Raw genomic sequence first — 12,485 nt, 5'->3', positions numbered from 1 at the left:
ACACGATGAAACAATCGATTACCAATAATCAGGTATATGGATTTTTGCCCACGGATATCGATGGGGTCGATACGCTGGCAGCGCTTGCCCTTGACCTACGATGGTCATGGAACCATGCGATAGATGAAATCTGGTACCAGCTTGATCCAGATCTGTGGATGGAAACCCATAACCCATGGGTGGTTTTGCAGAACGTATCCCGTGATCAACTCGAAAAATTAATGGCAGATCGACCGTTTCGGAAAAAGATGAACGATATGATGAAATCGAAGGAAAAATCGATTTCAAAGCCTGCTTGGTTTCAAAAAAACCATCCAAAAAGTCCACTTTCCTGCATCGCCTATTTTAGTATGGAGTTCATGCTTAGTGAAGCATTGCCCATTTACGTTGGTGGACTGGGTAATGTTGCGGGCGATCAATTAAAATCGGCAAGTGATCTAGGGGTGCCCGTGGTGGCCATCGGATTGCTTTACCAACAAGGCTATTTTAAGCAAGTAATCGACAAATACGGTACGCAACAGGCCCTTTTTCCCTATAACGATCCTGGGCAACTTCCCATAAGTCCATTACGCCTGCCGAATGGCGAGTGGCTTAGAGTGATGCTGGACTTAGGTCATCAGACAATTTGGTTGCGCACCTGGCAAGTTCAAGTGGGCCGGGTAAAACTATATCTAATGGATAGTAATGATCCGGCCAATAGTCCAATTCAGAGGGCAATTACAAGTGGCGTATATGGCGGCGGATCTGACTTACGCATACAGCAGGAAATTATATTGGGAATCGGTGGCTGTAAATTACTTCAGGCCTTGGACATAAAACCAGAAGTTTACCACATGAACGAAGGCCATGCGGCTTTTTTGGTATTGGAACGTGCAAGCAGTTTTATGAAAGAAACGGGAACCTCGTTTGAGCAAGCATTGGCCATTACCCGTGCCGGTAATTTGTTTACGACCCATACCGCTGTTCCTGCCGGCTTTGATCATTTCCATCCCTCGTTGATGTGGCAATTTTTTGGTGGATACGCCAAGAACGAATTGGGCATTGATTTTAATGACTTGCTGGCCTTGGGCAGGGAGAATCCCATTAATTCTTTGGAGAGTTTTAATATGGCCTTTTTGGCCATGCGTGGAAGCGGTGCCGTGAACGGGGTAAGTCGTTTGCACGGGGATGTTAGTCGCCATCTTTTTGGGAATTTGTTTCAGCGATGGCCAATAGATGAAGTTCCGGTAGGTTCTGTAACCAATGGGGTACATATGCCAAGTTGGGATTCGGAATTTGCTGATAAGCTCTGGACGGAGACTTGCGGAAAAGATCGGTGGCAGGGAGATATCCAAACCCTTGAAGGGGATATTTCAGGGGTAACCGATACCCAGCTATGGCAACTTCGTAATGATTCCCGTACTAAATTGGTAAATTATATTCGCGAAAGATTTGCAGGACAAGTAAGGGATACTGTAGAACGACCTGAAATTCCTGATCTAAAAACTGAAATCTTTGACCAAAATATCTTGACATTGGTTTTCGCCAGGCGTTTTGTACCCTACAAAAGGCCCAATCTGCTGCTATCCGATCCGGAACGGTTTATACGAATATTGACCAACCCCGAGCGACCGGTGCAGCTTGTTATTGCAGGTAAAGCGCCACCATCTGATGAGTCGGGAAAAGCACTGATCAGACAATGGATACAGTTCATACGACACCATAATTTATACCATCATGTAATCTTTTTGAGTGACTATGACATGTTATTGGCCGAACATATGGTGCAAGGTGCAGATGTTTGGGTCAACACTCCAAGGCGCCCTTGGGAAGCTTGTGGAACAAGTGGTATGAAGGTATTGGTAAACGGCGGTATCAATTTGTCCGAATTGGATGGATGGTGGGCCGAAGCTTACACGCCCGAAGTCGGCTGGGCATTAGGGGATGCCCAGGACCATAGTAATGATCCAAATTGGGATGCAATAGAGGCAGATGCCCTTTATCGATTACTGGAACAGGAGGTAATCCCCGCTTTTTACGACCGTAATAAAGACGGCATTCCTGAGCAATGGATAGCAAAAATGCGGAGCAGTATTTCAACATTGACACCAGAATTTTCGGCCAATCGAGCTATACGGGAATATACGGAAGAATATTACATACCCGCAGCGGTCAACTATCTAAAAAGGACAGCTAAAAAAGGGAGTGTTGGAAAGAACGTTTCAAGCATGAAACATGAATTAAGCGATAAATGGGAAGGTATTCGATTTGGAGAAATTTCGGTCGATGATGTCGAAGGGGGCTTTCAATATACTATATCGATATTCCTAAATGCTATAAATCCCGATACAGTTTTAGTCCAACTTTTTGCAAACGGCCTTGATGAAGGACTTCCTGAAATTATAAAAATGGAACGGTCGACCGAGCAAAAGGAGGATGCACATACGTATCATACCAATGTTGGAACAACGCGCCCTGCAAGCGATTATACGGTTCGCATTGTTCCATATTATGAAGGCGTTTCAGTGCCATTGGAAATTAACCTGATTCAATGGCAACATTGATCTTTAAAGATTCGATACGTTCAAGATGGAAGACATACAACCATCTTACATCTTAGAAAATATGACGAACCTAATGGACTAATTTAAAAAACATATTATGATAGAAAATTTATCGAAAAGTGCGAGTGTGACGCTTCTTAAGAACAATTATTCGGGCCATTTGGCATTCATCGCACAAGGAGTCCCTTTTACACTACCCATTACCTATTTCTATGATAAATCCAGCAATGCCATTATCAGTTATTCGTCGAAGGGTCATAAAATAGATGCCATGCGCGAAAATAGTTCGGTTTCGTTACAAGTTGGGGAAATAAAATCGAATAGTAACTGGCAGTCCGTATTGGTCCATGGCACTTTTGAAGAGCTTCATGGTAGCGATGCAAAATACTATCTGCACCAATTTACCGAGGGTGTGAAAAGTATAATTGCAGAAAAAGAGCATAAACATCCTGAATTTATCAGTGAATTTTCAAGCAAACTGTATTCCCGTGGAACCCCGATTGTGTATCGTATCAAAATACTTGAGATAATCGGTAAACGTAAGGAGACCTGATTAGACCCAAATTCAGGGAGTACAACTAAAACGTAATTATAAAAATCATACAAGATGATAAAAAGCAAAATATTCAGATATGTTGTCATCGCCGTTTTGACGGCATTCGCCTTATTGACCTTGTTTTTAAGCAGCTCGGTCATTTTCGATTGGTTCGGCATACGGGCCAAGGAAGGTAATTATGTACCCTTTGTGGTCTGGGCCAATTTCTTTTGCAGTTTGCTCTATCTCCTCTCCACTTACGGCTTCATCAAGCTGAGAAAATGGGCATACAAAATCCTGATTGCGGCAGCTATAATTTTAATAATTGCCCTGATTGGTCTGTTCTTTCATATAAATGACGGTGGACTGTACGAAACCAAAACCATAGGAGCACTGTTTTTTAGAACGGGTCTTACCCTTGTTTTTGCCTTGTTCGCCTATTTAACAACCGTAAAATGGAAAAATCGGTAAAAAAATTTCTGGTGTTTATCGCCATATTGATTTTCATATCATTTGATCGTCCGGTTCAGGAAAAGGGGTACGCCTTGACGATAAAAGTGAAGGAACTTCGTAATTCAATAGGCGTTGTACAATTTACATTGTATGATAAGGAAGGTTCCATTCCCGATGAAAAATTCAGGGCATATTATAAACAGGGAACGGCTCCTATTACCAATGGAGCATCTTCTACAACTTTTGACGACCTACGCAAGGGGCGTTATGCGATAAACATTCTACACGACGAAAATGAAAATGGCAAAATAGACAAGGGGTTTATTCTGCCCATTGAAGGTGTCGGCTTTTCCAACTACGAATCCATCGGCCTTTCCAATCGCCCTAAATTTTCCAAGGCAAGTTTCGAGTTGGATTCCGAAATGACAACGTTTGTAACGATTATTTACAAATAAATGAAAAGGTGTTTATACATCATTGTTTTAATAAACCTGTTCGTATGGAATGTGGATGCGCAAGAAATGAAGGACAGCATACCACAATTGGATCTGGCCAAGATCGCACAGGTCAATCAAAGCGATAGCTATATCACGTTTCCCGCTGATATCGGCAATCTGGAACCCTTGATGTTCGAGGCCAATGTAAACCCCAGTTTCATAATCCGCGAACGTAAGGATTCACGTCTAATGGCGGTGCTGACCGCACAGATCACGATACGTATGTTCAATGAGGATTCTTATCCCGTTAAGACACCCAGTTATATTCCCCAGATTTCAGTGTATTATTTGGTAAGTGACAAGGATGCAGTAGACCGTCTTACCCTGTTCGGAAAAATGGCCCACCATTCCAATGGGCAGGACGGCGGGTTTTATAATTCGGATGGAAACATCAACCTGCAAAATGGAAATTTCGCCACCAATTTTTTTGAACTGGGATTGCTTAAATCCGGATTCAGCAAAACATTGAACGCACAAAAATTTTTTAAAAGCGCGTTCGAGGTACACCCCAGAAGTTGGATGCTGGATGAACTGCACGGACGGTATAGTGGGTTCCGTTGGCACAATGCCTTTTTGGCCTATAAACTTCCTGTGAAAATGGGGCATCAGGGTTCGGTAAAGGCAGACTTCTCCCTAAAGGCCGAAACTACATGGTTTATAGATAATATCAACGATTGGGATACCTTTAATATCAAACGGCTCAGTGCCAGCCTTACCTTTTATTACCATCCGAAATTTCTGGAAGACATCGGGTTCTTTGTACAGTATTACCATGGAACGGATTATTACAACATCTATTTTCAGCACCGATTGGACGTCATCCGCTTTGGTATAATGACGGAACTGTTACGGTTTTGAACCTTAATGAAAAAGACATGAGCAAAGACCAAGTTAACATCAAAAAGAATTCCGGGGACCTGGAACCATTTTCCATAGAAAAGCTGAAGGAATCCCTAACGAATTGTGGCGTGAAAAACGATGAGATCGATAACATCGTTCAAATCATAGCACCAAAAGTATACGATGGCATTTCATCCGAGGAAATCCATAAAAAAGTCTTTCCACTTTTAAAGAAATACAACCGGGTGTATGCTTCAAAATACAACTTGAAAAGGGCCATTTTAGATCTGGGTCCAACGGGCTATCCCTTCGAACGTTTGGTCGGCGCACTGTTAAAGGAAAAAGGGTTCCAAACCAAGGTAAGCGTAATTTTGAACGGCGAATGTGTGACCCATGAAATAGATGTTCTGGCCGAAAAGGACGGCAACACCTATGCCATTGAATGTAAGTTCCATTCCGACCCCAACACGGCCAGCAATGTAAAAGTGCCCTTGTACATCAATTCAAGGTTTTTGGACGTACAGAAGCAATGGAACTCCGACCCACAGAACAAGACACATCTAAAACAGGGTTGGCTGGTAACCAATACCCGCTTTACATCGGATGCCATAAACTATGGAAAATGCATCGGGCTGACGCTTTTGGGTTGGGATTATCCAAAGGACAACGGCATGAAATCGAATATCGATGCGTACCATCTATATCCGATTACCGCACTTACGACCTTGACCAAAAAAGAAAAGGAACGCTTGATCGAGAAAGATATCATTCTGGTTAAGGAACTTGGTATCAAGTCGCATTATTTGAACGAACTGAACCTGACTTCCGGTCGAGTTAAGAAAGTAATTTCCGAAGTAGGCCAATTATGTAGGACAAATTTATAACTATGGAAAACGAAAATAACCCCCAGACCAATGGAGACCTCAAAAAAGGAAAGCTTCAAAAATATGATGCCCGTGGCGTACAGACCCTCTTTAGGACGCTTTCAAGAAATCATTTGTTGCTGATAATTTAAAAAAAATCCAAATATTTTTGGTAACCTGCTGAGATTCGTATGCTGGGGCGCTAAATAAAAATCTGTATTATTTTAAAATGTGCAGTTGTTACCTAAATAGGGTAGTGCTATTTTAAAAAGAAAAGTTTAACCAAGGATTAAATCCACAAGACTAAATATAAATAGTGCCGAAAAAAGGTTTTTTTAAGGTAATAGTTGATTTGTGTAAAAAATATACTCTAATCTTGCAATAACCTGTACGCCAACACTTACGAATTAATAGATTATACGTTATTTTCTTGAACTCTAATTGTAAACGTACTACCTTTGTTCAGCTCGCTGTTAAAATCAATGGTTCCGCCCAAAAGTTCCAAATAGCGTTCAACGATACTTAGGCCTAGCCCCGTACCCTGAAAATCCTTGACATTTCCGGCCCTGAAAAAACGTTTGAATACATGTTCCTGCTCTTCTTCGGGAATACCTATGCCCCTGTCCCTCACCGTAACGGTCAATACTCCGTTCCTATTTTTGGTACTTATTGTCACATCGGTTTCAGAATATTTAATGGCATTGGTCAATAGGTTCACGAATATGTTGTGCAATATTTTCTTGTCTTGCTGTACCAGGGCCTTTCCGTCATGGTCATATTGTATATCTTGGCCAGTTTTGAGCAAGCCTTCCATTTCTTCGGAAATGGCCCGCATGAATTCGGTGATGTCAAAAGTTTCCTTTTTGACCCTTACATGCCCTTTTTCCAATTTTTCGAGGGAAAGAAAATCATCCAGGATGGTCGTAAAGTTTTTGATCGACGACTTGATGCGTGCAATATGCGGGTCTATTCTCTCGTAGCGACCCATATTTTTATGCTTTTCGATAAGAATGGCCGATGACATGATAATGGTAAAGGGGGTTCGCAGTTCGTGGGAAGCGATGGATATAAAGTCACTTTTCATTTTGTTGATGTGCCTTTCAGATTCCAGCGCATCGCTTATTTCTTTGGTACGTGCCAAGACCTCCGCTTCCAATTTTTCGTTTTGCCGCTCCACAAAGTCCTTTTCCTTTTGTAGATCTTCGTGGTGCTTCTGCAGGTCTTCCATTTCCCTGAGTTCCGTTATATCTTGCATGGCCAAACGACAGATCTGATCACTTTGATCACCTTCAATGGCTACGGTACCATGAACAAGGGTGGCAAAGTCCTTATTACCGTTACGCTTTATCCGAAGTTCAAAAGAGGGTAAGAGCCCCGTTTTAAATGCCTCGCGCAGTTTAAGAAAAAAGATGCTGGATTCCCCTTGTGTCATATAGGCCGAAAACGGTTTGCGGATCAAGCGCGCACGTTCTATTCCCAGCATTGAACAAGCGGTCAGGTTGAGATTGACAATGACTCCTTTTTGGTTGAGCAATAAGTAGCCCACAGGAGCAAAATCGAAGAGGTCGGTATACTGGTCGCGTGCTTCCTCCAAACGGTGCTGGGCTTCTCGAAGTTCTTGGTTTTGCATCTCCAGCTCTATCTGATGTACGTCCAGTTCGTGTAAGAGTGTCTTGGCCTTTTCGCTAGAAAGGTCGCCTTGCCGATCTGGAAATTTTTTGACCTGCGCTTCCGCCCTTGCGCGTAGATCGCCCTTTTTCGATTTATCGGTTACCATTTCCTTCTTTTTTCAATTTTGCTAATTCTTTTTCAATTTCCGATAGTTCGGTAACGTCTATCGAGGCACAGGCGATACCGGTAATTTTCCCATCATGTTCTACCGGGCGCACCATCAAATCAAAAAAATGTTCACTCCCGGCAATGGTAAGGGAAATCACTTGCCGCATTGGTTTTTTGGTCTTGATAACCTTATTCTTTATGCCCTCAAGGACCTTGGTATCTTCCTTTGAGAAAAAATCGGTATCCGATTTCCCGATCATGTTACTGAATTGAAAATCAGAATGGATACTTGCAATACTGGTGTATACTAAGTTATTATTTTGGGTATACACTACCGTTTTGGTCATTTCGAGCAGTTCTTCGTACTTTTTCTTGGATTGTTCCAGCTCTTCCGCCAGTCGTTTTTCATCGGAAATGTCGACAAACGTTATGACTACGCCTTCGATTACGTTTTGGGAAGTGCGGTAGGGCATGATCTGCATTTTGTACCAGGTACCGTCTTTGTCCTTAACGGCCTCCGAATAGGACACCAACGTGTTCAAAACTTGCTTGACGTTCCGGGCAAACCCATTGTCGATCAGGTTGGAGGATAAATGCGCTATGGGTCGGCCTACATCGCTCTGTATCAGATTGATGATATTGCCCATCTGGGGCGTAAACCGTTTGATCTTCAACTCGGTATCGAGAAAGACAGTACCGATCTCGGTGCTTGCCAACAAATTGCTCATATCGTCATAGGCCTGTGCAAGTTCATCTATCTTACCTTGTAGTTCGGTGTTTACGGTAACGATCTCTTCGTTCACGCTTTGCAGCTCTTCTTTTGAGGTTTCCATTTCCTCGTTGGTACTCTGCAATTCTTCGTTGCCTGATTGCAGTTCTTCGTTCGAGGATTTAAGCTCCTCGTTGGAAACCTCCAACTCTTCAATGGTGGAGCGCAAATATTCCTTAGTGGCGGTCAGCTCCTGTTCAAGGGCGTGTAGTTCGGAGACCTCGTTTGCATGGGAAGGCTGAATTTCAGAAGGAGTATCCTTTACAGCTGGTCTATCCTCAAAGGTAATCATAAGAAAACCTTCATGGTTGCCGTTCGGTTCCAATGGGGAGACCCTAAGGTCTATCGTCTGCGAACTTCCATTGGTCTGTATAACAATGCCTTTACGGACTTCGGATTGCTTGCTTTTCCGTCCTTTTGAGATAAGGGCACGCAGGTCGGTCTTGAGTCCTTTTCGCGCCATCTCCACAATATTCAGCTTCGCCTCTCCGGGCGACGGTTGTAGGTATTTTCCCGTATTTCCGGAAAAATATACGGCATCGCCTTCGATATTGATTATTGCACATGCGGGCGCATAATTGGCCAAGAGCAGGCGTTCGATTTTTCCTGAAAAATTTTCCTTGGTCCGTATTTTAAGATCGGGCTGGTTGATGGTCTTGATGACGCCCGGCTCTCGAAATAACTCCCCGATATCGGGCATTTTTGTCGGCGCCACGTTCTTGTGCCTGAATATTTTATGCTTTCGGTCCATCGCTTCGAACATATTGGCAAACTCCCCCAATGATTCCGAGCTACCCAAAAACAGGATGCCCTCGGGTTTTAGGGCGTAATGAAAAATGGCAAAGACCCTTTTTTGTGCGGTCAGGTTCAGATAGATCAGCAGGTTTCTACAGCTTACCAGATCCTGTTTTGAAAACGGGGGATCCTTGATCAGGTTATGCTCGGCGAAGACAATCTGGTCACGGATCTCCTTCTTGATTCTATAACTTGTCTTGTCGCCCAAAAAATAACGGGAGAGACGTTCCTCGTTTATATCGGCGACAATGGTTTCCGGATAAATGCCCTGCCGTGCAAAGTCAATGGCCTTGCCGTCAATATCCGAAGCGAAGATCTGCACTTTAACGGTTTTGGACTGCTTACGGATCGCCTCATCAAAAAGGATGGCCAAAGAATAGGCTTCCTCGCCCGAGGAACAGCCAGGTACCCAAATTCGGATGGTATCCCCGTCTTTCTTTGAATCCAAAATCTGCGGAATAACGGATTTCTGTAACGCATCATAAGCTTCCTTATCACGAAAAAAACTGGTCACGCCGATCAGTAGTTCGTTGAACAGTTTTATGACTTCCTCCCGGTTCTTTTGAAGGTACTTTACATAGTTCTCCAACTTGTCGATTTGGTTCAGCGCCATGCGTTTATCTATCCTTCGGATAACCGTACTGCTTTTATAATCCCCGAAGTTACAGCCCGTTTCGTTTCGGAGCATGATGAAAATTTTTTCCAAAAGATCCTTCGCGGTATCGAGCTTTGTCGGTTTTTCCTCCACCTTGAACTTTCGGTTCTTGCCGTATTCGAGCAGCATTTTTGGCATTTCTTTGATGGAAAGCACAAAATCTTCGGCCCCAGCGGCAATGGCACTTCTAGGCATGCCATCATATTTGGCGGTCTTGGGATCCTGGACTATTGAGAGCCCGCCATGGCCTTTAATATCCTTTAGGCTCAAGGTACCCTCGGTTCCCGTGCCCGATAAAATGATCCCTACCGCTCTTTCATTTTGGTCCTGTGCCAATGATCGCAGGAAGAAATCAATAGGTTTTCGAAAACCTCTCGCCTTGGTGGGATCCATCAAGTGCAGGGCACCGTCGTAGATGGCCATATCCTTGTTCGGCGGAATGACATAAACGTGGTCAGGTTGAACGGTCGTTTTGTCCTTTACCTCGGACACTTCCATTCTAGTATGTTTTTTTAGCAGGTCGACCATCAAACTCTTATGGGTAGGATCTAAATGCTGTACAAGTACAAATGCCATGTTGGGGTCTTTTGGCATGCCCTCGAAAAATTCTTTGAAGGCTTCCAATCCCCCTGCCGATGCTCCAATGCCCACGATCAAGAATTTATTTTCAGTGCCTGTTGATTTTGTACTTTTCTTTACCGCTGCCTTTTTTGCGGGTACCTTTTTAGCAGGTGCCTTGGTTGTCGATGTTTTTCTTTTAGCCATTACGATCGGTTCATATCAATTAAGTGGTCATAAACAAATGTAAAGAAAAGCACCTGATTAGCCTTGCATGAAGAAATACATGCTTTGGCGAACCGATCAAGGTCGTTGATCTTTGTAGGAAGTACTTTCATTTGCCGTCCCTATCATATCGAAAGGATACTGTTTTCCAAAACCAGGATGGGCCAAACGGTTATATGCAATCCTAAAAATACATTGGATTTTAATCGCGTAAAATGATATTCATCAGCACAAAGGGTTTTTTGTGTTCATCAGATATTGTTGAATGGACCGATTCCAACGTATCAATTCCTTCTGTCGTATGAGAGAGAAGGACATACTGGATTCGAAAGATTTTGGGTATTCATTTTGAAAAAGCAACGTCCTAAGGTCTTTCCTCCAAATTTTGGAATTATTATTCCCACAGCACACGAATTGGGATATTGGATATTTTTGTATCTTTCTTATCCTTAATTTGTTTAACCGTCCCATTACTATGAGTCTGATTTTGATTATTGAAGATGATAGGAGCATTCGGGAAAATACTGCCGAACTACTGGAACTGGAAGGGTATTCAACCTTTACCGCTTCCAATGGCAAAACAGGGTTGGAAAAAATCAAGCTTCAAACACCGGATTTGATCCTGTGCGACCTCCGTATGCCGGAGATGGATGGTTTTACTTTGCTCAAATACCTAGGACAACGTTCAGATCTCAAAAAAATCCCTTTTGTTTTCTTCAGTGCTAAATCAGAAATAATTGATATTAAGATGGGAATGGATGCCGGGGCCGATGGTTATTTGACCAAGCCCTTCGAGCTCCCTGAGCTTTTATTATCTATTGAAAAATGCCTGAACAAGAAAAAACAGTTAAAGTGAAATAGCGATGGTCGCCTAGAGATTATTGGTTTCGTTCCTTTCTAAAATTTGTCAGGAATTTTTACCAATTCAATTCAAATCCGTTTTAAGTCATTCACACGTGCTAGCGACACAAGATATGATTCTGTATCACCAATTAAAAGTATAAGGAAATATCGATACAAGTATCTTTTATAAAAGGCCACTTTATGAAACCAGTTTAGATATTTAATGGAGTCTACTGAGTTGTTCGTTTTACGAAACTCCTGCTGGGCTGAACATTCTATATCAATATGATTTACCCTAGAAAAAGTTTTGGCGAGAACTCTTTTATTTGGATTATTTCAATTTCGCGCTTTCTGGGTATTATTGAACTTCCATTCCCCTTTCCAAAGAAGCCAAATCCCAAGAACGGTCAATACCAACATCTGCCAATTCTGCCCAAGATTTCCAAGACCTATTGTATTTTCTAAAGTATCCCGAATTTCATCGAAACAAACATGGTAAAATGTGGAAACAGCTAAACTTGCCGTTCTAGACCAGATGAAGGCAAAGACAACGGCGTGCAGGATTGTAGGAATTAAACTGATCGCAAGAACGATTGGTACATCGACCCAAGGATTATTTCCAGCATCAATGCCCATGACGAACACAAACGGCAAATGCCAAATCCATGTAATGAGTCCATGTAGTAAGAGCGCTTTTCTATAAGGACGTTTTTTCAGTAATCTCGGTAGCAAATAGCCGCGCCATCCAAATTCTTCGCTAAAAGCCGGAATAATCGTAATCAAAAAACTATAGGAGAAGGTAATGGCAATAGTTGACATGTCGGTACCCTTTCCCGAATACCAACCTGACCATCGCTCAATAAGGCTGGGAAACCACCACAGCAACAACGCCAATAGCAGTACATAGAAATAATGCTTTGGCTTTCCCCAGCTCCACCCTGCGTTTTGGAATCCGTCCTTAAAAACCCATTTTCCACAAATGAAAGTCGCCACGGCCACCATAATCATGGACACCAGTAAAATCGGCCTATAATTCTCGCCAAAGAAGATATAAGCAATTTGAAAGGGCCATGAAAGCAGCACTACCAAACCAAAATAAATACGTAACGAGAATGGCCTTTCCATAAATT

11 protein-coding genes are annotated in these 12,485 nt (G+C 42.7%); 8 read left to right on the top strand and 3 right to left on the bottom strand.

The annotated features are described in order from the left end of the window. Positions 1 to 5: 5 nt before the first annotated feature. The 7 genes from glgP to MS6x_RS01205 all read left to right on the top strand — a co-directional run bounded on the left by glgP (position 6) and on the right by MS6x_RS01205 (position 5,883). A complete protein-coding gene (gene glgP, locus MS6x_RS01235) occupies positions 6 to 2,543 on the top strand; it encodes an alpha-glucan family phosphorylase (RefSeq protein ID WP_482604959.1) in 2,538 nt (845 codons plus the stop codon). A 97-nt stretch (positions 2,544 to 2,640) separates the two neighbouring features. After that, on the top strand, positions 2,641 to 3,096 hold the full coding sequence (locus tag MS6x_RS01230; RefSeq protein ID WP_482604958.1) for a pyridoxamine 5'-phosphate oxidase family protein: 456 nt from the start codon (positions 2,641 to 2,643) through the stop codon (positions 3,094 to 3,096). Between the two features lie 54 nt (positions 3,097 to 3,150). Beyond that, positions 3,151 to 3,549 carry a hypothetical protein gene (locus tag MS6x_RS01225; RefSeq protein ID WP_482604956.1) on the top strand — a complete coding sequence of 133 codons (399 nt, stop codon included), beginning with the start codon at positions 3,151 to 3,153 and terminating at the stop codon, positions 3,547 to 3,549. After that, positions 3,534 to 3,986, top strand: a complete 453-nt coding sequence (locus tag MS6x_RS01220; protein ID WP_482604954.1) for a DUF2141 domain-containing protein — start codon at positions 3,534 to 3,536, stop codon at positions 3,984 to 3,986. The genes MS6x_RS01225 and MS6x_RS01220 overlap by 16 nt, the downstream gene beginning before the upstream one ends. After that, complete coding sequence (locus tag MS6x_RS01215) at positions 3,987 to 4,886, top strand: hypothetical protein (RefSeq protein WP_482604952.1); 900 nt, start codon at positions 3,987 to 3,989, stop codon at positions 4,884 to 4,886. 17 nt (positions 4,887 to 4,903) lie between these two features. Continuing rightward, entirely contained in the window at positions 4,904 to 5,752 is an 849-nt protein-coding gene (locus MS6x_RS01210; RefSeq protein WP_482604950.1) for an ATP cone domain-containing protein, read from the top strand. Between the two features lie 2 nt (positions 5,753 to 5,754). Further along, the gene (locus MS6x_RS01205; RefSeq protein WP_482604948.1) at positions 5,755 to 5,883 is read left to right on the top strand and encodes a hypothetical protein; all 129 of its coding nucleotides are present in this window, start codon (positions 5,755 to 5,757) and stop codon (positions 5,881 to 5,883) included. 263 nt (positions 5,884 to 6,146) lie between these two features. On the opposite strand, the gene MS6x_RS01200 is transcribed toward MS6x_RS01205, so the two are convergent. Together MS6x_RS01200 and MS6x_RS01195 are read right to left on the bottom strand one after the other, a co-directional pair. After that, on the bottom strand, positions 6,147 to 7,508 hold the full coding sequence (locus MS6x_RS01200) for a PAS domain-containing sensor histidine kinase (RefSeq protein ID WP_482604946.1): 1,362 nt from the start codon (positions 7,506 to 7,508) through the stop codon (positions 6,147 to 6,149). Beyond that, positions 7,495 to 10,494: a chemotaxis protein CheB gene (locus tag MS6x_RS01195; RefSeq protein ID WP_482604944.1), complete on the bottom strand. Its 3,000-nt coding sequence runs from the start codon at positions 10,492 to 10,494 to the stop codon at positions 7,495 to 7,497. The genes MS6x_RS01200 and MS6x_RS01195 overlap by 14 nt, the downstream gene beginning before the upstream one ends. Positions 10,495 to 10,987: 493 nt before the next feature. Here MS6x_RS01195 and MS6x_RS01190 point away from each other — a divergent pair, with 493 nt between their 5' ends. Continuing rightward, positions 10,988 to 11,368, top strand: coding sequence for a response regulator transcription factor (locus MS6x_RS01190; RefSeq protein ID WP_482604942.1), 381 nt, complete (start codon positions 10,988 to 10,990; stop codon positions 11,366 to 11,368). 323 nt (positions 11,369 to 11,691) lie between these two features. Here the strand turns inward: MS6x_RS01190 and MS6x_RS01185 are convergent, their stop codons facing one another. Further along, positions 11,692 to 12,480: a CPBP family intramembrane glutamic endopeptidase gene (locus tag MS6x_RS01185; RefSeq protein WP_482604940.1), complete on the bottom strand. Its 789-nt coding sequence runs from the start codon at positions 12,478 to 12,480 to the stop codon at positions 11,692 to 11,694. Positions 12,481 to 12,485: the final 5 nt, after the last annotated feature.

The organism is Maribacter sp. MS6, assembly GCF_056839185.1.
This window is presented reverse-complemented; position numbering and strand designations above follow the sequence as displayed.

Bases quoted from the DNA above. Each gene is read 5' to 3' on its own strand.
- glgP (WP_482604959.1), top strand. From the start codon at position 6: ATGAAACAATCGATTACCAATAATCAGGTATATGGATTTTTGCCCACG.
- MS6x_RS01230 (WP_482604958.1), top strand. From the start codon at position 2,641: ATGATAGAAAATTTATCGAAAAGTGCGAGTGTGACGCTTCTTAAGAAC.
- MS6x_RS01225 (WP_482604956.1), top strand. From the start codon at position 3,151: ATGATAAAAAGCAAAATATTCAGATATGTTGTCATCGCCGTTTTGACG.
- MS6x_RS01220 (WP_482604954.1), top strand. From the start codon at position 3,534: ATGGAAAAATCGGTAAAAAAATTTCTGGTGTTTATCGCCATATTGATT.
- MS6x_RS01215 (WP_482604952.1), top strand. From the start codon at position 3,987: ATGAAAAGGTGTTTATACATCATTGTTTTAATAAACCTGTTCGTATGG.
- MS6x_RS01210 (WP_482604950.1), top strand. From the start codon at position 4,904: ATGAGCAAAGACCAAGTTAACATCAAAAAGAATTCCGGGGACCTGGAA.
- MS6x_RS01205 (WP_482604948.1), top strand. From the start codon at position 5,755: ATGGAAAACGAAAATAACCCCCAGACCAATGGAGACCTCAAAAAAGGA.
- MS6x_RS01200 (WP_482604946.1), bottom strand. From the start codon at position 7,508: ATGGTAACCGATAAATCGAAAAAGGGCGATCTACGCGCAAGGGCGGAA.
- MS6x_RS01195 (WP_482604944.1), bottom strand. From the start codon at position 10,494: ATGGCTAAAAGAAAAACATCGACAACCAAGGCACCTGCTAAAAAGGTA.
- MS6x_RS01190 (WP_482604942.1), top strand. From the start codon at position 10,988: ATGAGTCTGATTTTGATTATTGAAGATGATAGGAGCATTCGGGAAAAT.
- MS6x_RS01185 (WP_482604940.1), bottom strand. From the start codon at position 12,480: ATGGAAAGGCCATTCTCGTTACGTATTTATTTTGGTTTGGTAGTGCTG.